Genomic DNA, 20,609 nt, shown 5'->3' with positions numbered 1-20,609 from the left:
TTCGTCCCCGGTGACCGGCCGACCGGACCTTTGCCCGGGACGGCGGGTCGTTCGGCCGTCCAGGACGGGACCCTCGCCCCGTGACCGTCCAGGTGCGCGTCCGGCAGGTTGACAACGTCGCCGATTCCTTCCCCGGAGGTGGTCGAGGTGACGCGAAGACGTACCGTCGCCGGGCTGGCCGCGGCGTTGCTCGTCCTAGCCGGATCACTCGTCCCCGGCCGGGCCGCGGCCGACACCGCACCCCGCCGGATAGTCAACGGCTGGCTGCCCTACTGGACGATGGCGGAGTCCCTGACCTCGGTCACGGGCAACGCCGACCTGTGGGGTGAGGCGTCGCCGTTCTGGTACCGCGCCACCGGCGCGGCGACGATCAGCGCGCAGGCCGGGGCGGGCGATCCCGCTGTCGTCGACGCCCTGCGCAGCCGCGGCATCAAGGTCGTACCCACCGTCACCGAGGCGCTGACCGCACCGGCCATGGCCGCCCTGCTCACCGCCCCGGCGCAGCGGGCGGCCCACGTGACGGCACTGGTCGATCTCGTGACCACCCACGGGTACGACGGCATCGACCTCGACTACGAGACGATGAACACCGCCGGCACCGCCACCGACAAGGCCGCCGTCCGCAGCGGTTTCGTCACGCTCCTGCGCGAGTTGAAGCCCGCCCTGGCGGCACAGGGACGCCTGCTGTCGGTCACCGTCGGGCCACGCACCCGAGCCGACGACCCCAACTGGGCTGTGTTCGACTACGCCGGTATCGGGCCGTCCGCCGACCGATTCCGCATCATGACGTACGACTACCACTGGCGGGGCGGCTCTCCGGGCGCGGTCGCGCCCCTGCCCTGGGTCAACACCGTCCTCACGTACGCGGTGTCGGCGGTGACCCGCGACAAGATCGAGATCGGCCTTCCGCTTTACGGGTACGACTGGCCCGCCGACCCGTCCCAGCCGGACGGCTACGGGACCGCCACGTCGCGGAACTACCAGCAGGCCGAGGCGTTGCGCCTCCAGTACGGCGCGGTCCGGCAGTGGTCCGGCACTGACGCGGCGCCCTGGTTCACCTACACCGACACCGCCGGCGTGCCGCACGTCGTCTGGTACAACGACGCCGATGCCACCACGGCGAAGATGACCCTCGTCGAGAAGTACGGCGTCCGGGGTCTCGCCTTCTGGGCGGTCGGCTTCGAGGACGTACGGCAGTGGCCGGTCCTGCGCTCCTACGCGGTGCAGAAGAGCACCGAGCTCACCGTGAGCGCCGCGACGGCCATCGTCCACGGCACCACTCTGACCGTCTCCGGCCGGCTCACGACGACCGCCGGCGCCGCGGTGAGCGGTCACCAGGTCGTCCTGCAGTGGCGCCGGGCGGGCACCACGGCCTGGGCCACCGTGGCGACCGGGTCCTCGTCGTCCACCGGGGCGGTCTCGCTGCGGTACGCCCCCGGCGCGAACGGCGCCTTCCGGCTGTCCGCACCGTCCTCCTGGGCCTACCTGGCGGCGGTCAGCGCTCCGGTCACGACCATCGTGCGCTGGTGCGTCTCGGCGGCGTTGCAGCACGCCACGGTGCCCCGCGGCGCCACGGTCCGTCTCACGGGGAAAGTAGCGCCGGTCCGGGCCGGCACCCCCGTACGGCGTCAGCGGTACGCCGACGGTGCCTGGACCACCGTCGCCTCCACCACCGTCGGTTCCGGCGGGACGTATGGGTTCTCGTTCACCTGGCGCACGGCGGGGACCTACACCTACCGCGTCGTCGTTCCCGGCACGTCGGTGAACGCCGCCGGTTACAGCGCCGCAGTGCGGCTTCGCGTGACATGACGAGGCCGGAATCAGGGAGGACGAGGAGCGATGAACCACGGCAAAGCAGTCCGCGACGCGTTGCGAGGACCCACCCGCGCGTTGCGCCAGACCATTCCGGACGTGTACGAGGGCTACCGTCAGCTGCACGACTCCGCCCTCGCGCCGGGCGCCCTCGACGCCCGGACGAAGGAGCTGATCGCGCTCGCCATAGCGGTCAGCAAGGAGTGCGACGGTTGCATCGCCGCCCACGCCCACGCGGCGGTCCGCCACGGCGCGACGCCGCAGGAGGCCGCCGAGGCGATCGGCGTCACTTTCCTGATGAACGGCGGCCCGGCCACCGTCTACGGGGCCCGGGCCTTCGACGCCTTCCGCGAGTTCCACGAGGAGCACGCCAAGGCACGGAGTACGGCCTGATTTCCCACGTCGCGGCCCGACCCTACAGGGTGGTCGCGGCGACCAGGACCTCGGCGGGCGGGCGGCGGGGAGTACTCGCCGGTGTGCGGCCGTAGCCAACCCGCAGCACCATCTGCACCGACAACCCGCCCGCCGCGCCGGAAAGCACGTTGCGCACCGCTGGAACCTCCACGAGCTGGCTGATCGGCATGGCCGCGAGTTTCAGGCACGTCGCGGTGAGCAGCATCCGTTGCAGGGCCTGCCCAGCACGCACCCAGTCCGGCTGGCGGTCGCCCTCGGTGGCGAGAGCCAGGATGGTGGGGCGCTGCTCGAACGTCTCGACCGGCCGGAACAGCCCGGACGCTTCGGTGAAGTCACGCAACGGCATGAACCCGGTGGCGTCGGCCGCGCCGGCGGCCCGACCGGTCACGCCGTCGCGGCTGCCCTCGGCCGTGCTCCAGCGGGACAGCTCCTCCCGGTAGCCGGGCCGGGCGCGCAGCCAGCGATCGGCCGAACGGGCCAGCCCGAGGATGGCCGGCCGGGCCGTGGCCGACGCCACGGTCAGCACGGCCTTCTCCTGTCGGGCAGCATCCCGGAGACTGTCCAGAGCAGACTCCGGGACCGGGTCGGGGCTGAAGGCCCATCGGTTGGTGTGGCGCTGCGGAATCGCGGCCGCCAAGGCCTGCGCGGCCGGGCTGACCGTGGCTCGCCCCTTGACGGTCACCCGGGCCACCAGGTCGGGTTTCTCGGGGACCGGGAACAGCCGGGTCCGGGAGTCGAAGCCGGCTCGCGACACGGCCAGCCGCAGGGTGAAAAGGGCCGCGCCCACGCTGATCATCTGCTCACGGCCGGCCGGGTCGAGCACCCGGAGCCTGCGTTCCGGGTCGGCGTAGACCTCGACGGCGTTGCCCACGACGGCGAATCGCCAGGGCTGGCTGTTGTGCAGTGACGGCGCCGACGTGGCCGCGCGCACGCACTGCATCAGCACCTTGCCCGACGGTGTGAGCGCCCGAGTCTTCATGGCTCCTCCAGATCAGCCGTGCGGTGCGCTGCGACGGAACCGATCCCCGGACCTCGGCCGGCCGCGGAAGGGCGGCGGAAGTCGGCGATCCGCCGCTGGGCGGCGTGCAACTGGTTTGTCGCGATCGACAGAAGACGGCCGGTGAACTCGGCGCCGATCGCCGGATCCTCGGCGATCAGATTGCGCAGGCCGCCGGCCCGCAGCTCGACCGCCCGGCACTCCTCGACGACGAACGCGCCCACCGTCGATCGGTACGGCGGGATCAGGCCGGACCAGCCCAGCACACCATCCGCACCGGTCACGGTGATCGGCACATCACCCCGCCCGGGAACGTACATGTCGATCAGCACGACTCCCGTCCAGGGCAGCCACACCTTGTCGAGCGGGGCGCCCTCGCGGATCAGCCGGGTCGCCGCCGGCCAGGTGACCGCGGTGCCGAGCGCGGCCAGACGCCGCAACCAGAAACCGGGCATATCCGCCACCAGCGGATGCAGGGCGAGACGGTCGAACACTGTGATGTCTGAAACCATCGTCGCCCCCGTCCCTGCATCCCGGCACGTGCCGGGGATCGTGCACCCGCTGACGCCACTGTGGCCGGTGGGACGGACCCCGGGGCAGGGCCGAAGGTCCCGACGATCAGTGTGGGACGACGCTCCTGACTGTGCTGGAGATGCCCGCGTGACGGCGTACGGGCGAGGGCGGACTGCGCGACGGTCCGGCCGGTCTTCGCGCAGTCACCCTGCCGCAGGACCAACGACTCTGCCGGGGCGCTGAGTGCCGCGCGCACGCTGGAGGCATCCGGCTCGCACCGGGCCGGGCTGCGCGGAGAGGAGCCTCCGATGAGCGACACGATGCAGCGCATGAGCGTGGTTCGCGGTGTGGGCGGCGGCGATGCCGTCTACGGCCTCGGTGTGATCGGCGCCTTGGTCTACTACATCAGTCAGGCGGACGGCTTCGCCCAGGGCGTCATCGGCATGCTCAAGGCGTTCGTCTGGCCCGCCTTCATGGTCTACGACCTGTTCCGCTTCATCTCGGGCTGACCTCGGCGACCGGAGGTGTGAACCATGCCGGACACCCCGATCGTCGTCGGTTACGACGGGTCGCGTGACGCGGAGCTGGCGCTGTGGTGGGCGCTGGACGAGGCCGCCCGCACCGGTGCGGAGGCGGTACCCCACCGTCGAGGTCCGGGCCGAAGCCGTCATCGGTCATCCGTACCGGGTCCTCGCCGAGGCCGGCGTGCGGTCCCGGATGGTCGTGCTCGGGGCACGCGGCAAAGGCGGTTTCTCCGCTCTGCGGCTCGGCTCAGTCACGAGATATGTGCTGCATCATGTGCCGGCCACCGTCGCGGTTGTCCGCTGAGGTCAGGAGACTGTCATGACATTGACCATCGCCGGCCTGAAGGCCGTGGAAGTGCTCGATTCCCGGGGACGTCCCACCCTGGCCGTGACACTGCGGCTGGCCGACGGGCGGACCGTACGCGCCGGGGTGCCGTCCGGGGCGTCGACCGGCAGTCGCGAGGCCGTCGAGCTGCGGGACGGCGATCCCCACCGCTACTCGGGTCAGGGCGTGCTGCGGGCCGCCGGGAACGTCAACGGTGAGATTCAGGACCTCCTGACCGGACGGCACTTCGCCGACATCGCGGCGGTGGACCGGACGCTGATCGAGGCCGACGCGACCAGCACCAAGGCGCGCCTGGGGGCCAACGCCGTCGTCGGTGTCTCCATGGCCGCGGCCCGCGCCTTCGCCCTGCTGGCCGATCAGCCGTTGTGGCGCTATCTGGCCCCGGCCGGGATCGCGGCGCGCCTGCCGGTGCCGCACTTCAACGTCGTCAACGGGGGCGTGCACGCACCCAACCGCCTGGACTTCCAGGAGTTCATGATCGCGCCGGTGGGCGCGCCGAGTCTGTCGGAGGCGGTCCGTGCCGGTGCCGAGGTCTACACGGCGTTGCGGCGCCGGCTCAGCGACAAGGGGTACGCCACCGGTCTGGGCGACGAGGGCGGCTTCGCCCCCGAGATCGACGCCCCCGAGGACGTGCTCGGGCTGCTGGTCGACGCCATCACCGAGGCCGGATACCGGCCGGGCCGGGACGGTGTCGCCATCGCGCTCGACCCGGCCGCCAGCGAATTCTGCCGTGACGGCCTCTACCACGTCGCCACCGAGAAGCTGACCAGCGACGATATGATCGACCGGTACGAGGCGATGGTGCGCCGCTATCCGGTCTGGAGCATCGAGGACGGACTGGCCGAAGGGGACTGGGACGGCTGGATCCGGCTGACCGAACGGCTCGGCCCGCGTGTCCAGCTCGTCGGCGACGACTTGCTGGTCACGAACCCGGCCATCGTCGCCGAGGCCCTCGACCGGCACGCGGCCAACGCGGCCCTGATCAAACTGAACCAGATCGGGACCGTCACCGAGACGCTGGAGGCCATGCGCGTCGGCCGGGAAGCCGGATGGGCGCAGATGGTCTCGCACCGCTCGGGCGAGACCGAGGACACCTTCATCGCGGATCTCGCCGTCGCCACCGGCTGCGGGCAGATCAAGACCGGGGCTCCGGCCCGCGGTGAGCGGGTCGCCAAGTACAACCGGCTGATCGAGATCGAGGCCGCCGGCTCGCTTCCGTACGGCTTGACCTGACGGGCGGGCTCATGGCGCCGGCGACGCACCTGAACTCCTCCGCGCTGGCGGAGGTGGTCCGGCTGCGCCCGTTCCGGCGGCTCTGGCTCGTCTTCGGGTTGTCGTCCCTCGGCGACTGGCTGGGCCTGCTGGCGACCTCGTCGTTCGCCTCGGCCCAGATGGGCTCGCCGGCGGCTCAGGGCGCGGCCTTCGGTGCCGTGATCGCCGTCCAGTTGCTGCCGTCGTTGCTGCTCGGGCCGGTCGCCGGTGTGCTGGCCGACCGGTTCGACCGGCGCCACACGATGGTGTCGGTCGACGTGGCCCGTTTCCTGTTGTTCGCCTCGATCCCGACCGCGGCACTGCTGTCGCACGACCACGCGATCGTGGTCGGGTGGGCCGCGGCCGCCTCGTTCACCGCGCAGGCGGCCGCGATGGTGTGGAACCCGGCCAAGGAAGCCGCCGTTCCCAACCTGATTCCCCGCCACCGGCTCGAGACCGCCAACCAACTGACCATCATCACCACGTACGGGATCACCCCGGTGCTCGCGGCGCTGGCGTTCGCCGGGGCGGCGCGTCTGCCGAGCCTCGGCGGCACCGACGCGGCCGCCTTCGCGCTCTATTTTGATGCCTTGACGTTCCTGGCCTCGGCAGCGGTCGTCCACTTCGGGGTGCCGGAGATCTCCGGGCGGGGCGCACCCGCGTCGGCCCGCACGGAATCAGCCGGCGCGGCACTGCGCACCGGGTGGCGCTACCTGACCGGGACACCGATGCTGCGGGGACTGGTCATCGGCCTGCTGGGGGCCTTCGCCGGCGCCGGCATCGTGGTCGGCGGGGCGCGTTTCTACAGCCGGTCGCTCGGCGGCGGTGACGCCACGTTCGGGCTGCTGTTCGCGGCGCTCTTCGTCGGGTTCGGAGCCGGCGTGCTGGCCGGGCCCAAGCTGTCCGCCCAGGTGCCGCGGCGGCTGGTGTTCGGTCTGTCGGTGCAGCTGGCCGGCCTGGCCGTGGTGCTGTTGTCCGTCACCGTCCACCTGGCCGCGGCCCTCGCCGAGGTCGTGGTCGTCGGGTTCGGCGCCGGTCTGGCCTTCCTGTGCGGCGTGACGATCATCGGAGGCGACGTCGACGACGCCGTACGCGGCCGGGTCTTCGCCTTTGTGCAGACCGCGGCCCGGGCCATGCTGCTGCTCGCCGTCGCGTCGGCGAGCGCGCTGGCCGGGGCCGGATCCCCGCACCGGCTCATCCTGGGCCCCTACTCCGTCCGGCTGGCCGACAGCCGCCTGCTCTACGCGGTGGCGGGACTGTGCGGCGTCACGGTGGGCCTGGTCGCGCTGCGGCAGATGGCCGGCGCGGACATCGTGTCGCTGTACCGGGCGGGGAGACGCGAACTCGAGCGGCGCCGCGTGCAGCACCGGGCCGGCTCGGCAGATCGGAGGACGAGATGACTCAGCACCTGGTGCCCGACGTCAGGGACACCGACATCGTGGTGGGCGTGGACGGTTCACAGGCCGCTGTCGCCGCCTTGCGCTGGGCGTTGCGGCAGGCCCGCCTGAGGTCCGGTGGGGGTCGTGGCCGGCGGCGGTGAAGGCGGTGCCGTGGTGACCGGTGCGGTTGTGGGCGGCGGCGTCGTGGTTGGGGGAGTGGTGGCCGGTGGGGTGGTGGCCGGCGGCGTCGTCGGTGGCGTGGTCGTGGGCGTCGTGCGAGGGGTGGTCGGCGCCGGCGTGGTGGGCCGGCTCGTCGCGGTCTGCTGAGGAGAGGCCGGCGTACGGGTGGTCGTGCCACCGGCGCCGTGGCCGTCCGGCGTGGCCGAGGGCGGGCCGGCCGGGACGGAGACCGACGGGACCGGCGATCCGGGTCCGTGGCCGAACGGCCCGGCGACCGCCAGAGTCGTGAAACCGGCCACCAGAGCCAGGGCCACCAGGACGAGCATCAGGGCCTTACTGTGACGGCCCCTCAAGCGCACCGTGGGCGCTTCGGGTGGTTCGGTGCGACCGGGACGCAGCACCGTGGTAGCCGCCGCGAACGCCGAGCCCGCGGCCCGCTGTGCCGCGTCGGCCATCGTCGCGGCCGACGGGAAGCGGTCCGCCGGATCCTTGGCCAGGGCCGTCGTCACGACGTCGCGGGCCGCCGCCGGGATGTCGGGCGGCAGACGCGGTGGTTCCTCCCGCAGGTGTTGCATCGCGATGGCCAGGGTGTCCTCGGCCGTGAACGGGGGCTGTCCGGCCAGGCAGTGGTAGGCGACAGCGCCGAGCGCGTACAGGTCCGCGGCGGGACCGGCACCCTGCTTGGACAGTCGCTCGGGGGCCAGGTAGTGCGGGGTGCCCAGCACCTCCTTGGTGGCGGTGAGGTCGGCCGACCCGGCGGAGTGGGCGATACCGAAGTCGACCAGGACCGCCGTGCCGTCCGGCTGGACGATGATGTTGCCCGGCTTCACGTCGCGATGCACGATTCCCACGTCGTGTGCGGCCTGCAGCGCCCGTGCCACCTGAGCGACGATCGCCATGGTCTCGCCGACCGGGATCCGGCCGTGCCCGGCCAGCCGACGGTCCAGCGGCTGACCGTGCACGAACGCCATGACGAGATAGGGATCTCCCGGGCGGCGGCCGAAGTCGTACACGTCGGCGATGCCGGGGTGGTGCAGGGCCGCCATGACGCGGGCCTCGTTCTGGAAGCGACGGTGGAAATGCGGGTCGGTGGCCCGGTCGTCGCGCAGGGTCTTGACCGCGACGGCCCGGTTGAGCAGCACGTCGGTGCCTTGCCACACGTCGCCCATGCCACCCGAGGCGATCCGGTCACCCAGCCGGTAACGGCCGTCCAGCAATTCTCCGGCCTGGTGGGACATCGCCAGTCACCTTCCTTGTCGTCAAGTAAGGACCTCGGAGAGGCGGCGCCGGGGGCCCGCCCGTCCCGGAACGCCGTAGCCGAGCCGCAGCACCATCTGCGGCCAGCCGGGACGGTTGAGGAATCGGCGTAACCGGGCGCGCGCGGCCGCAACCTCGATGGGCTGTGAGATCAGCGAGACGGCCAAGCCGGAATCCGTCGCCGTCAGCAACACTTTCTCCAGGGCCTGACCGGCCTGGACCTGGTCGGCCGGCCGGTCGCCGGACATGCCGAGGACCCCGACGAGGGGCTCGGCCTCGTAGTCACGCCCCGGCGCGCGTGTCCGGCCACCGAAACCCCGTTGCGGCAGCAGATCCTGTGGCTCCGGACGCACGCCGCCGGCCCGGACCGGCACCCCATCGGCGGCGCTGTCGGTGTGCGTCCACGCGAGCAGTTCGGCTTGATAGTTGTCATCTCGCCGCAGGACCTCGTCGGCGCTGACGGCGATCTCGGCGAGCTGTGTCAGGGCGGGCCGGTCGACCACAAGATCGAGCCAGGCCTGCTCGCTGTCGGCCGCCCGGGCCAGTCGGCGCCGGATGTCACGCGGCACGGGCTCGGGCCAGAAGGGCGACCGGTTGCTGTGCCGTTGGGGGATCCTGGCGTACAGGGCCTCCTCGGCGTAGGTGGCCGGTCGCTCCCGGCCGGGGGAGAGCCGGGCGACGACGTCCGCCGCCGGAAGCAGACGGACCTCGGCCGGGCGACCGCGGACGGCCAGCGCCAAACGGGCGTTGAAGGTGGCCGCGCCACAGGCGATCAGGACGGCCCAGCCCGTACGGTCGGCGACGGTGAGCCGCCGGCCGGGGTCGGCCAGAACCTCGATCGCACCGTCGCGCAGGCGGAGCCGCCATGGCTGGCTGTTGTGCATCGAGGGCGCGCGAATCGCCGCGAGCGCTGCCTCGTGGAGCTCTGCGTCGCCGTACGACGGCGGGGGCGTCGGACGGGCCACGCGGGCGTGCTCGGGGTGAGTCACGGTGCATACCTCCGTCAGGGGCTTCTCCATCACCGTGCCGCTCGGCGGCGCGTGCGTTCAGGGTCGGAGGTCCCGTGTGGCGCCGGGACGAGTCGTGATCGTGCGCCGCCGGACCGGCCCGCGCCCGGCGGGTTGCGACGGCTCGGGGGTCAGCGGCACGACGGGCGGGATCGGCCGGGACACCGCGGCATCGGTGGTGAGCAGCAGAGGAGTGCCGTGGTGCCACAGCTCGAGCTTGGCGTCGCCGCCATCGGCGCCGCGCAAGGAGTAGACGGCCTCGTGCGGCCGGATCGTCACCCGCAGGCGCAGCCCACGCCACAGCAGGGAGAAGGCGAGCCGCTCGATCCCCCGGGGCAGCCGGGGAGCGAACGACAGCACCCCGTGGTGGTCGCGCATGCCGCCCAGCCCGGCGACCAGCGACAGCCAGGCGCCCGCGAGAGACGCGATGTGCAGCCCGTCGCGGGTGTTGCGGTGCAGGTCGTACAGGTCGGTCAGCACGGCCTCGCCGATGTAGTCGTGCGCGAGCTCCAGGTGCCCGACCTCGGCGGCGACCACCGCCTGGGCGCACGCCGACAGCGAGGAGTCCCGGACCGTACGCTGCTCGTAGTAGGCGAAGTCGCGGGCCTTCTCCCCGGGCGAGAACGCGTCCCCGCACCAGTGCAGGGCCAGCACCAGATCCGCCTGCTTGACGACCTGGGAACGGTAGAGGTCGAGATAGGGGAAATGGAGCAGCAACGGATACTCGTCGGGGCGGGTGCCGCCGAAGTCCCACTCCCGGCGCAGGGTGAAGCCGTGCACTTGCGGGTGCACGCCGAGCTGATCGTCGTACGGGATGCTCATGGCGGCCGCCGCGGCACGCCAGGCGGTGATCTCGGTGTCGCTCACGCCGAGCGCGTCGGCCCGGTCCGGGTGACGCTCGACGGCGTCGGCCGCCGCGGTCAGATTCCGCCGGGCCATCAGATTGGTGTAGACGTTGTCGTCGGCGATCGCGGTGTACTCGTCGGGACCGGTCACACCGTCCAGATGGAAGGCGCCGTCGCGGTCGTGGTGGCCGAACGAGGCCCACAGCCGTGCCGTCTCCACGAGCAGATCGACGCCGACGTCCCGCTCGAAGACCGTGTCCGCGGTCGCGTCGACATAGCGCACCACCGCGTCGGCGATGTCGGCGCCCACGTGCAGGGCCGCGGTGCCGGCCGGCCAGTAGCCGGAGCACTCCTGACCCCGGATGGTCCGCCACGGGAAGGCGGCGCCGGCCCAGCCCAGGGTGGCGGCGCGTTCCCGGGCCAGACCGAGCGTGGAGTGCCGCCACCGCAACGCCTGCTCCGCCGCCTCGGGCCGGATGGCGGTCAGCACCGGCAGCACGAACCGCTCGGTGTCCCAGAAGACGTGCCCGTCGTACCCCGGTCCGGTCAGGCCTTTGGCCGCGATCGGGCGGCCGTGGCTTTGGGCACCCGCCTGCAGCACATGGAACAGGGCCAGCCGGACCGCCTGCTGCACCTCGGCGTCGCCGTCCACCTCGACGTCGGCGCTGTCCCAGAAGGTGTCCAGGGTGGCGCGTTGAGCCCGGAGCAGTCCGTCCCAGCCCTCGTACCGGGCGCCTGCGAGGGCGGCGGCGACCCGGTCGCGCAGGGCGGCCCGTGATCGGCGCTCCGACCAGCTGTAGGCCAGCAGCTTGACCAGGCGCAGCCGTTGCCCCGGGGCCAGGCGGCACACGACCGTGGTGCGGGCCAGATCCTCGTGAGCCTCGCTCGTGCAGCGCAGCTCGGGCGGCCCGGTGACGATGTGGTCCATCGCGGCCGCCAGGTGCAGACCGCTCTCGCGCGTGACGTGCATGAGCAGGGCGCCGGTGCCGTCGCCCCGGCTCAGCTCCGGTACCAGCGGCGCCCGTAGCACCGCCGAGACCCGCGGATCCCGCAACGGGCCGGGCAGCTCCTCGTTCGCGACCAGCTCGGACTGCACGATCACGCGCACCGGGGCGTCGACCGGTTCCACCTCGTACGCAATGGCGGCGGTCGAGGGGTGTGTCAGCGACACCAGCCGGGTCGAGCGGACTCGGATCACCGACCCGGCCGGGGAGCGCCACTCGACCTCGCGGCGCAGCACGCCGTCGCGCAGGTCCAAAACACGCTCGTGGCGCAGCAGACGGCCGTCGCGGACGTCGAAGGGCTCGTCGTCGACCAGCAGCCGGATCACCTTGCCGTCGGTGACGTTGACGATCGTCTGGCCGGACTCCGGGTAGCCGTAGCCGCCCTCGGCGTACGGGAGTGGCCGCAGTTCGTAGAAGGAGTTGAGGTAGGTGCCGGGCAGCGCGTGCGGGTAGCCCTCGTCGAGGTTGCCGCGCATGCCGAGATGACCGTTGGAGAGCGAGAACAGCGACTCCGAGCGGGCCTGCAACCGGAGGTCCAGGTGGGTCTCCCGAAGCTGCCAGGGCTCGATGGCGTACACCTGGGGCCGGTTCACGGCTTCACCTCCGGGACTGCGGACCGGGCCCCCGGGGCCGGCCCCGTCGCCTCGAGCCTGTCCCCGCGGCGACGGGGTGTCACAGAGCCGGAAGGCCCGCATCGACGGGACCGATGCGTACGGGCTCACCCGCGCTGACCGGGTCGAGGTAGCGTTCCCGGGCCCCCACGACCGGCCGGCCCCGCCGGTCGAGCACATAGCGCATCGGCGCGGCGGTGGGGATGTCTAGGTGCTCCACCTCGGCCGGGCTCAGGCCCTCCAGGTGCATCACGAACGCGCGCAGGCTGTTGCCGTGACCGGCCACCAGCGGCGTCCCGCCGGCCCGGAGCAGTGGGTACAACACGTCGGTCCAGTAGGGCAGCAGCCTGGCCCGGACGTCGGCCAGGCTCTCGGTGCGCGGCCACGCGCCGGTGGGCAGCCCGGCGTAGCGTGCGTCGGCGTACATCCCGGCCGCCGCCTCGTCACTCATCGGTGGCGGCGCGACCGCGTACGAGCGTCGCCACGCGTGGAACGCCGTCGCGCCGGCCCACCCGGCCACGGCCGTCTTGCTCAGCCCGGTGAGGGCACCGTAATGCCGCTCGTTGAGGCGCCACGACCGGTCCACCGGCACCCAGCCGCACCCCAGCGCGTCGGTGACGATTTCGGCGGTGACGATCGACCGGCGTAGCAACGACGTGTGCACGCTCGTCGGTCGCACGCCGCACGCGCGCAGGGTCGCGGCGGCGTCCCGGGCCTGCGCGACGCCGAGCGGGCTGAGGCCGGCGTCATGCCAGCCGGTGAAGACGTCGGCCGCGTTGGCCGAGCTCTGCCCGTGCCGCAGCAGAATCAGGGCCCCGCCGGCCAGGGCGGCCATCACGTCGGCGGTGCTGTAGGCCATGTCAGGCCCCCTCCGTCGTCCGGCCGCCCGCCCGCAGTCTGGGGGTCACAAGTGGTGCGCGCCAGGGTCCTTCGGCCCGAGTGCCGCCGGGCGGATGCCGTCAGCATGGAAGGCATGGACCGAACGGTTCCGCCGGGATATCCGCGTGAGTACGAGCGGGATCTGCGCCTGCCGGACGGGCGCACGGTCCGGCTGCGCCCGATCGTTCCCGAGGATGCCGCCCAGCTGGCCGAGGCCATCCGCCGGGCCGACCCGGACACCCTGTACCGCCGGTTCGTGGGCTCGCCGCCTCCGCTGACCGCGGCGCTGCTGACGCGTCTGTGCACCGTGGATTACCGCGGCCGTTTCGCGTTGGTGGCGCTGGACCCCGCGTCCGGGCAAGGCGTCGCCATCGCCCGCTACGAGGCGACGACCGCTGGAGCGGCCGAGGTCGCCGTCGCTGTCGATCCCGGCTGGCGCGGTGCCGGGCTGGCCACGGCGCTGATCGAGCTGCTGGCCGAGGCGGCGCTGGATCGGGGCATCACGACCTTCAGCGCCTACTACCTCGCCGGGAACCGGCCGGTGGCCGCCCTGGTCGACCGGCTCGGCGGCGGACGGCAATTGATCAAGGAGGGTCTGGCCGAGGCGGCGGTCGGGCTCGACCGGCTGCGGGTGGAGGCGGCGCTGCACGAGCTCGGGGCGTGACCGGGGAACCTGCCCGGCCGGGACCAATGGCCGTACCGGGAAAGGTTGTGGCGGCGGACGGTCGGAGGGAGATCGAACGAGGAGGACGACATGGACCAGGACTTCGCGGGCAGAGTGGCGATCGTGACCGGAGGCGGCTCGGGCATCGGGGAAGCGACGGCTCTGCTGCTGGCCGAGCGCGGCGCGCAGGTGTTCGTCGCCGACTGGGACGCCGAGGCGGCCTACCGGGTCGCCAAGCAGATCGGCGAGGCGGCGCAGGCCTACCCGGTCGACGTCTCCGACCCGCAGGGCTGCGACGCGATGGTGCAGGCGGCGGTCGCGGCGTTCGGCCGGCTCGACATCGCCGTGAACAACGCGGGCATCGGCGGGCCCCAGGCGCCCACCGGCGAATACCCGCTGGACGGCTGGGAACGGGTGATCGGGGTCAACCTGAGCGGCGTGTTCTACAGCATGCGGGCCGAGATCCCGGCCATGCTCGCGACCGGCGGCGGGGCGATCGTCAACATGGCGTCGATCCTGGGCTCGGTCGGCTTCGGCATGGCGGTCGCCTACGTCGCGGCCAAGCACGGCGTGGTCGGGATGACCAAGTCGGCGGCGATCGAGTACGCCGAGCAGGGCATCCGGATCAACAGCGTGGGGCCCGGCTTCATCGACACGCCTCTGCTGGCCACGGCCGACCAGGAGGTCATCGCCGGGGTGAGCGCGCTGCACCCGCTCGGCCGGCTGGGCCGGTCCGCGGAGGTCGCCGAGCTCGTCGCGTTCCTGGCCTCGGACCGGGCGTCGAACACCACCGGCTCCTACTTCCTGACCGACGGCGGCTACACCGCCCGGTAGGCAGGTCCCGGCCGGGCAGGACCTTCGGCCCTGATGCCGTGAATCCGCCCGGCCGTACGGTCGGGGCAGGCAACGGACGAAGGAGGAGCGCGGTGAAGAGCTGGAGCGTCGACGATGTGATGACCAAGGCGGTCCGGTCCGTGGACGCGGCCGCCTCCTACCGCGATGTGGTCGATCTGCTGATCGAGAACAGGCTGAGCGCGGCGCCGGTGATCGACGCCTTCCAGCATGTCGTCGGCGTGGTCTCCGAGGCCGACCTGCTTCGCAAGATCGAATACGCGGGCGACGAGGAGCCCCGGCTCTTCGAGAGCCGTAAACGCCGCGGTGAGCGGCGCAAGTCCCGCGCCCTGACCGTCGAAGACCTGATGAGCGCGCCCGCCGTGGTGGCGCTCAGCGGCTCGTCGATCGCCGCCGCCGCGCGGCAGATGGACCAGGAGAACGTCAAACGCCTGCCCGTCGTCGACGACCTCGGCCGGCTGATCGGGATCGTCTCCCGCGCCGACCTGCTGAAGGCGCACCTGCGGCCGGACGACGAGATTCTGGCCGACATCGAGTCGGGTGTCCTGCGCCCGTACGTCGACGACGAGAACACCAACGTGACGGCGGCCGTGACCGATGGCGTGGTCACCCTGTCCGGCCGGGTCGACCGGTGGTCGTCGGCCGACATCGCCGAGCGCATGACCCGGCAGGTGGCGGGGGTCGTCGACGTACGGTCCTCGATCGCCTGGGGATACGACGACCGGCAGATGCGCGGCGTCCACATGGGTACGGGCATCGCCTGAACGGCGATAACAGAGCCGTGGCCCGGGTTCCGGCCCGGGCCACGACTCGTCACTGCCCTCAACGGTGACCCAGCCGGTCCATCTCGGCCCGGATCGCCTCCTCCGACGGGTTCGAGCCGACGTAGACGTCCCAGACGTGGAAGGCGAGTCCGATGCCCCAGCCGAGCAGAGGGAACATCGGCCAATAGAAGCCGCCCGGGGTGGTCAGCAGCCAGATCCCGTTGAGGAACAGGTTGACCAGTACGAACGCCAGCAGGTGGGCCTGCAGGTCGCGCTTCTTGCGCAGCCGGATGACGGCCGCCTCGCGCAGGTCAGTCGGTAGCCGAGTGTCGGTCATGGCCGGCCTCCTTTCTTCTTACGACCCCACGGACACCGGGGGTGTCTGTTGCGGTGCCGGCCCGGTCGGACCGGCGGCCGGCGGCGGTGGGCTGTGCCGGCGGCCGATGCCGGCCCCGCCCAGCACGATCAGGCCGATGGCGAGCAGGCCCAAGACGATTCCGGTCGCGAGCAGGCCGGCGCCGAGGCCGGTCAGGTCGGGGATCTGTACGGCTCCCCGCACATCGGCGGCCACGCCGAGCGTCCCGTCCAGGTTGGCGACGACGACGGCATAGTCCCCGTCGGTCACCTCCCATTGCAGGGTGGCCCCGGAACCGCGGCCGGTGGCGAGCCAGAACGACTGTGCGGCCGGGTCGGCGAGCGTGCGGGTGGCGCCGGAGGCCCGGTCGTACCGGCCCGCGCCGGAGGTGAAACCGGCCAGCTGGTCGTGTGCGGTGCCGGCCAGCCAGGCGTCGACGGCTCGCTGCGGGGCGATGCCGATGAACAGTGGCTTGCCGCTCTGTGAGTCCACGGTCACCCGCAGACCGCCGACGTCGGCGAGGTTGCGGGTCCAGAGTCCGGTGTCAGTGATGCTGAGGTTCTCCGCGGTCACCGCGGCGGTGGCCGTGCTCAACTGCAGCGTCGGCGAGTCGACGTAACCGGCGCGGTCGCGGGCCGAGTCGAGGCCCAGCAGCACGCCGCCGCCGGCCCCGAGCCCGATGGCCGGGAACAGCAGCAGCACGCCGGCCACCAGAGCGACGACCGGTCCGGCGACGGAGCCCTGGTGGGCCGCGGCCGGGGGGCGTACGGCATCGGCCGGGTCGTCCGGCTGCGGGTCCGGTTCCGTCTCGCCCTGGTCCAGCCGGAAGGGCGGGTAGCGGGGAGTGAGCAGGGTCAGATACCCGATCACTCGCAGGTTCCAGCGGGCGATGCCGACCAGCAGATCGTGCAGGCCTTGCGGATAGCGGCCGGTGAACAGCAGCGCCAGGCCGGCGATGAGCACCGCGGCCCCGAGCACGCTGATGCGGGTGTTGTCGTCGCGGGTCCCGGCCGCGGTGAGCGCACCCAGGATGACCAGGTGCGGGATCGCGAACAGCCAGGCCACCAACGGCAGCCAGCGCGGCGGCGGCTCACTGGGTTCGAGGTGCACCCGGGCCGGATGGTCCGGGACGTCGGCGAAGGTGAACGGCGGGTAGGTGTCGGTGCCGAGCGCCTGGTACCCGTAGTACCCGACGCGCCAGCTCCAGCGCAGCACACCGAGGTTGTAGGCGCGCAACGAGGCCGGATAGCGGCCGGTGAACAGGACCGCCAGGTAGGCCACCAGGGTGACCACCACCACGCCGGTCCACAGCACCGCCAGGACGATGTAGTGCGGGACGAGTAGCAACCATTTGACGAGCCACAGCCAGCGGCTCAGCGTCGCGTCGCGGTGTGCCTCGACCCGCAGGGGATAGCGGTTCATGTCACCTCCCAGGAAGGCTTTCCTCTCAGCAGACCGCCGCCCAGCCGCCCGGGGCAGGGCCGGAAGTCGTTGCGTGCCGGGCAGGTCGGGCCCTAAGACTCTGACCACCGGGCCGGGCCCGGCCTACCGTCGAGGCGGAGAGGAGCCGGTCATGGCCACCGTGGACAGGAAAGCTCTGACCCGCTGGATCGAGATGGCGACGCTGGCGCCGTCACTGCACAACAGCCAGCCGTGGCGATTCCGCGTCGACGGCGACACCGTCGAGGTGTACGCCGATCCGGCCCGCCGCCTGGAGGTGCTCGACCCGGAAGGGCGAGAAATGATCATCAGTGTCGGGGCGGCTCTGTTCACGCTGCGCGCGGCGATCCGGGCTGCGGGCCGGATCCCGGCCGTGGCGGCCTTTCCCGATCCCGGCGTGCCGGACCTGGTCGCCCGGGTCCGGCCGGGGCGGATCGCCGAGCCCGGCCCGGACGCACTGGAGCTCGCGGCCGCGATCGACCGGCGGCATACCAGCCGGCGGCCGTTCACCGCGGCCGTCGTCCCGGCCGACGCGGTCGACAAGCTGAAGGAGGCGGCCATTCATGAGGGTGCACGCCTGGCCGTGGCCGGCGGGGCCAGCCGGACGGTGATCGTCAGCCTGGGCCGGGCCGCGGCCGACCGGTTGCGCCGCCGGGGCGGATACTTCGCGGAGCTCAACCGCTGGACGCGTCCGGTGCCGGGGCGCCTGGACGGGATCCCAGCCCACGCCATCGGACCGTGGGACGCACTCGAACGCATCCCGATGCGCGACTTCGGCGTGGTCGACTCCCAGCCGTCGCGGCGGGGCGAGGAGTTCGAGGCGTTCCCCACCATCACGGTGCTGACCACGGTCGGGGACGCGCCCGCCCAGTGGTTGCAGGCGGGTCAGGCATTGCAGCGGATCCTGCTGGTCGCCACCCGTCTGCACCTGGCGACCACGCCCATCAGCCAGCCCGTGGAGATTCCCGCGATCCGCGATGTGCTGTCGGATCCGCGGACCGGCCGGTGGGCGCAGATGGTCATCCGGCTCGGCTACGGGCCACCGGCCGCCGCGACGCCGCGCCGGCCGGTCACCGAGGTGCTGCTCGCCCCGGCTTCTGAGGTTTAGTCCACCGTGCGGACCGGCACCGCGGCGCCGTTGTTCCAGCCCATCGGTTCGCTGATGAGCACGCTACGGCCGTTCAGGGCGGCGACCTCGATCTCGAGCGGGCGCGCCGTGCCGTCGGCGGCCCGGCGGAAGGTGCAGGTGAGGGTCGACGCGCCGCGCAGAGGCGGCGCATCGACCGTCACGCTGTACCAGCGGCCGGTCGGCGACAGGGTGATCGGCGGCCATGAGATGCCGGCCGGGTCCAGCCCGGCATCGCGGGAGAACCCGATTCTGATCCCGGAACCGGAGACGGCCCCAAGACCCTTGGACGTTGTCCGCCGGCCACGACGGGATGAGCAGGGTCGCGTTCCGCAGGACGGACAGAGCGATGTGGCCGTCCGGTATAACCGGTACCGGCCGGGATGTGGTGGCCGGAGGTTCAGACGGCTCGGTACTGACTGTAGGTGTGTGTGATGCCGGGCCGGGGGTCATGGGCGTGGTGCCGTCGTGCACCAGCAGATAGATGGCGACAGGCAGAGCAAGGATGACGGCGACCAGCGTGGCGACAAGAACAACGTGCCGGCCGGCACGGCGCCGACTGGGCGGCCGGAGCGGTGGGAACGGGACAGTCGGTTGATCGGACATGGCACACCTCCGCCGGACCTTGTTCGTGCCGGCCGTACGCTCAGCGTTTCAGACGTAGGTGATGTAGTCGGTGGTCCGCAGGCGGGGAGTCGCGGGCGGGGCGTCGTCGCACGTGCCGGAGGACAGACGGAGAACCAGGTGCGGGTAGCCGTTCCAGCCGAGCAGCCGTCGGATCGTGGCGCGGCTGGCCGTCACCTCTGTGACGATGCTGAGCGGAAGCACGGACACGCACAATGCAGTGGCGGTGAGCCAGCCGGCGGAGAGCCCTTCACCAGCGGCCAGCCAGCCGGACCGGTCGTCCCGGGCGCTGGAGAGAACCGTGAAGGTGGCTGAGTGGTGATGGGTCTCGGCGATGAGCTCGGCGCCGGCCCGCCGCAGGGCCTGGGCCGGCGCGGTCAACAGGAACGGGTCGTCGGGCAGGGCAGCCGGCGGGATCCCGGCCCCCTCGCGGCGTTGCCGGCCCACCCAGTCGGCGACCTCCACCTGCCAGCTTGGATCCTCAGCTTCGACGCCGCGGGCCTTCTCGGCGGCGTCGGCCAGAGCGAACACCTGCCGGGGCACAAGCACGGCCAGATCGGCGCCCTGGCCGTGCACCGCCTGCTGGATGGAGCGCACCAGATGGAGATCCAACGGCGGGCCGGGCGGAGTACGCCGGTCCGTGCGCCGGCGGGAAACCTGCCGGTCGAGCCGGGCCCCGTCGTGGTCGGCCGGCGCCTCCGGACCCAGGGTGATGCGGGCGAGAAGGTCCGGATCGTCATCGTCCGGTAGCCGGCGGATCTCCGTCTGCCAGCCGGTCGCAGCGAGGTGCACCAACGCGTGATGCAGGGCCGCTCCGCAGCTCAGGACGGCCAGGCGGGCGTTCGGATCACTGATGCGCAGGACCCGGCGCGGCTCGAGCCGGAGTTCCAATGTCCGGCCGGCATGGATCCACCGCCAGGGCTGGCTGTTGTGCAGGGACGGTGCCTGCCCGGAGACGACCGCGGCCCGGGCCAGCGGATCGGTTGTCATGGTCGTCTCCCCTCAGGCGACCGGGGCTCGCCCGGCGTATCAGAAGTAGCCGCCCGGATCCTGGAGGGCGAGGTCGCCGGTGAGATACCAGCCGTCGGCGAAGCAGGCCGCGGTGCGCCCGGGATGACACCGGGGTCGGCCGGAACCTTCGGGGAGCCGGAGCGGGTGTCGATCAGCGAGGTGGCCCCGGCCGTCAGAGTTGCGATCACGCTGTACGCGGTGTGGGTCAGTCGTCCCGCGGGGACCGACATCTGCACGGTGTCGTCGTCATGCAGGTCCAGGGCGTACACCGCGGAGGCCAGGTGACCGACGACCGCCTCGTGGGGATGGACGACGCCGGACACCGTGCCCTGAGAGCCTGTCATCGGCAGGGTGGTCAGGACGGCCCCGAAACGCAGGACGGCCAGCCCGGCCACATACGCCTGCGGAACCGCGTCGAGCAGAACGAAGACGCGTTCACCGCGCCGCACCCCGCACCTTTCCAGCAGGTTCGCGAACTGGCTGGTGGCCCGGGCCAGCTCGGTGTAGGTGACTTTGAGCGGCCCGGCGCGTGACCCGGTGAACCGGAGCGCCACACGGTCACGGCGGCTCGACCGTGCATGCCGGTCCACCGTCTCGTACCCGATGTTCAGTCCATCACCGGGCCGGCCGCTGAACCAGGAGCGGGCCTGGTCCCAGGTGAAGTCGTGCCGTGTCCAGACGTGGTTGGTCAGGTTGGCCCGGGCCCGGGTCTCGTCGTCCTTTCGGATGACCGCGCCGTTGTGCATGGCACACC

The 20,609-nt window shown here is 72.3% G+C and carries 21 protein-coding genes; 10 read left to right on the top strand and 11 right to left on the bottom strand.

Annotated features, from left to right (window positions below; genetic code table 11):
- The first annotated feature begins 147 nt into the window (after window positions 1-147).
- Both JIG36_RS12680 and JIG36_RS12675 read left to right on the top strand, forming a co-directional pair.
- The gene (locus JIG36_RS12680; RefSeq protein WP_203376306.1) at window positions 148-1,809 is read left to right on the top strand and encodes a glycosyl hydrolase family 18 protein; all 1,662 of its coding nucleotides are present in this window, start codon (window positions 148-150) and stop codon (window positions 1,807-1,809) included.
- A gap of 30 nt (window positions 1,810-1,839) precedes the next feature.
- A complete protein-coding gene (locus tag JIG36_RS12675; RefSeq protein WP_203376305.1) occupies window positions 1,840-2,205 on the top strand; it encodes a carboxymuconolactone decarboxylase family protein in 366 nt (121 codons plus the stop codon).
- Between the two features lie 22 nt (window positions 2,206-2,227).
- Here JIG36_RS12675 and JIG36_RS12670 read toward each other — a convergent pair whose 3' ends face one another.
- Window positions 2,228-3,205: an Acg family FMN-binding oxidoreductase gene (locus JIG36_RS12670; protein ID WP_203376304.1), complete on the bottom strand. Its 978-nt coding sequence runs from the start codon at window positions 3,203-3,205 to the stop codon at window positions 2,228-2,230.
- A complete protein-coding gene (locus JIG36_RS12665) occupies window positions 3,202-3,735 on the bottom strand; it encodes a Crp/Fnr family transcriptional regulator (protein ID WP_203376303.1) in 534 nt (177 codons plus the stop codon). The genes JIG36_RS12670 and JIG36_RS12665 overlap by 4 nt, the downstream gene beginning before the upstream one ends.
- Window positions 3,736-4,044: 309 nt before the next feature.
- Here JIG36_RS12665 and JIG36_RS12660 point away from each other — a divergent pair, with 309 nt between their 5' ends.
- The 4 genes from JIG36_RS12660 (at window position 4,045) to JIG36_RS12645 (ending at window position 7,257) form a co-directional block, all read left to right on the top strand.
- Window positions 4,045-4,245 (top strand): hypothetical protein, encoded by a 201-nt coding sequence (locus tag JIG36_RS12660; RefSeq protein ID WP_203376302.1) that lies wholly within the window; start codon window positions 4,045-4,047, stop codon window positions 4,243-4,245.
- Between the two features lie 64 nt (window positions 4,246-4,309).
- Entirely contained in the window at window positions 4,310-4,564 is a 255-nt protein-coding gene (locus JIG36_RS51840) for a universal stress protein (RefSeq protein ID WP_307872685.1), read from the top strand.
- A 15-nt stretch (window positions 4,565-4,579) separates the two neighbouring features.
- On the top strand, window positions 4,580-5,839 hold the full coding sequence (gene eno, locus JIG36_RS12650) for a phosphopyruvate hydratase (protein ID WP_203376300.1): 1,260 nt from the start codon (window positions 4,580-4,582) through the stop codon (window positions 5,837-5,839).
- Between the two features lie 11 nt (window positions 5,840-5,850).
- Window positions 5,851-7,257 (top strand): MFS transporter, encoded by a 1,407-nt coding sequence (locus JIG36_RS12645; protein WP_203376299.1) that lies wholly within the window; start codon window positions 5,851-5,853, stop codon window positions 7,255-7,257.
- 56 nt (window positions 7,258-7,313) lie between these two features.
- Here JIG36_RS12645 and JIG36_RS12640 read toward each other — a convergent pair whose 3' ends face one another.
- The 4 genes from JIG36_RS12640 to JIG36_RS12625 all read right to left on the bottom strand — a co-directional run bounded on the left by JIG36_RS12640 (window position 7,314) and on the right by JIG36_RS12625 (window position 12,999).
- Window positions 7,314-8,654, bottom strand: a complete 1,341-nt coding sequence (locus JIG36_RS12640) for a serine/threonine-protein kinase (RefSeq protein ID WP_203376298.1) — start codon at window positions 8,652-8,654, stop codon at window positions 7,314-7,316.
- A gap of 21 nt (window positions 8,655-8,675) precedes the next feature.
- Complete coding sequence (locus JIG36_RS12635; protein WP_307872684.1) at window positions 8,676-9,662, bottom strand: Acg family FMN-binding oxidoreductase; 987 nt, start codon at window positions 9,660-9,662, stop codon at window positions 8,676-8,678.
- Window positions 9,663-9,719: 57 nt separating this feature from the next.
- Window positions 9,720-12,122: a glycoside hydrolase family 65 protein gene (locus JIG36_RS12630; RefSeq protein WP_203376296.1), complete on the bottom strand. Its 2,403-nt coding sequence runs from the start codon at window positions 12,120-12,122 to the stop codon at window positions 9,720-9,722.
- 79 nt (window positions 12,123-12,201) lie between these two features.
- Complete coding sequence (locus JIG36_RS12625; protein WP_236046672.1) at window positions 12,202-12,999, bottom strand: 2,3-bisphosphoglycerate-dependent phosphoglycerate mutase; 798 nt, start codon at window positions 12,997-12,999, stop codon at window positions 12,202-12,204.
- A gap of 114 nt (window positions 13,000-13,113) precedes the next feature.
- Here JIG36_RS12625 and JIG36_RS12620 point away from each other — a divergent pair, with 114 nt between their 5' ends.
- The 3 genes from JIG36_RS12620 to JIG36_RS12610 all read left to right on the top strand — a co-directional run bounded on the left by JIG36_RS12620 (window position 13,114) and on the right by JIG36_RS12610 (window position 15,299).
- Window positions 13,114-13,683 (top strand): GNAT family N-acetyltransferase, encoded by a 570-nt coding sequence (locus JIG36_RS12620; RefSeq protein ID WP_203376295.1) that lies wholly within the window; start codon window positions 13,114-13,116, stop codon window positions 13,681-13,683.
- 90 nt (window positions 13,684-13,773) lie between these two features.
- Window positions 13,774-14,517 (top strand): SDR family NAD(P)-dependent oxidoreductase, encoded by a 744-nt coding sequence (locus JIG36_RS12615; protein ID WP_203376294.1) that lies wholly within the window; start codon window positions 13,774-13,776, stop codon window positions 14,515-14,517.
- A 92-nt stretch (window positions 14,518-14,609) separates the two neighbouring features.
- Window positions 14,610-15,299, top strand: a complete 690-nt coding sequence (locus JIG36_RS12610; RefSeq protein ID WP_307872683.1) for a CBS domain-containing protein — start codon at window positions 14,610-14,612, stop codon at window positions 15,297-15,299.
- A gap of 58 nt (window positions 15,300-15,357) precedes the next feature.
- Here JIG36_RS12610 and JIG36_RS12605 read toward each other — a convergent pair whose 3' ends face one another.
- Complete coding sequence (locus tag JIG36_RS12605) at window positions 15,358-15,636, bottom strand: 2TM domain-containing protein (RefSeq protein WP_203376293.1); 279 nt, start codon at window positions 15,634-15,636, stop codon at window positions 15,358-15,360.
- A gap of 18 nt (window positions 15,637-15,654) precedes the next feature.
- Window positions 15,655-17,076, bottom strand: coding sequence for a DUF4389 domain-containing protein (locus tag JIG36_RS12600; RefSeq protein ID WP_203376292.1), 1,422 nt, complete (start codon window positions 17,074-17,076; stop codon window positions 15,655-15,657).
- A gap of 151 nt (window positions 17,077-17,227) precedes the next feature.
- On the opposite strand from JIG36_RS12600, the gene JIG36_RS12595 reads away from it, so the two are divergent.
- Window positions 17,228-18,202, top strand: coding sequence for an Acg family FMN-binding oxidoreductase (locus JIG36_RS12595; protein WP_203376291.1), 975 nt, complete (start codon window positions 17,228-17,230; stop codon window positions 18,200-18,202).
- Here the strand turns inward: JIG36_RS12595 and JIG36_RS12590 are convergent.
- From JIG36_RS12590 to JIG36_RS12580, 3 genes are all read right to left on the bottom strand, one after another.
- Window positions 18,199-18,384 (bottom strand): hypothetical protein, encoded by a 186-nt coding sequence (locus JIG36_RS12590; protein WP_203376290.1) that lies wholly within the window; start codon window positions 18,382-18,384, stop codon window positions 18,199-18,201. The two genes, JIG36_RS12595 and JIG36_RS12590, sit on opposite strands and share 4 nt — an antisense overlap.
- Before the next feature lie 490 nt (window positions 18,385-18,874).
- Entirely contained in the window at window positions 18,875-19,834 is a 960-nt protein-coding gene (locus JIG36_RS12585; protein ID WP_203376289.1) for an Acg family FMN-binding oxidoreductase, read from the bottom strand.
- Window positions 19,831-20,601, bottom strand: coding sequence for an AMP-binding protein (locus tag JIG36_RS12580; RefSeq protein ID WP_203376288.1), 771 nt, complete (start codon window positions 20,599-20,601; stop codon window positions 19,831-19,833). The genes JIG36_RS12585 and JIG36_RS12580 overlap by 4 nt, the downstream gene beginning before the upstream one ends.
- Between the last annotated feature and the right edge of the window lie 8 nt (window positions 20,602-20,609).

The sequence above is a fragment of the Paractinoplanes ovalisporus genome (genome assembly GCF_016834655.1).
GTDB lineage: Bacteria > Actinomycetota > Actinomycetes > Mycobacteriales > Micromonosporaceae > Actinoplanes > Actinoplanes ovalisporus.
Note: the sequence above shows the minus strand (reverse complement) of the source record. Positions and strands in the feature narration are given on the sequence as shown.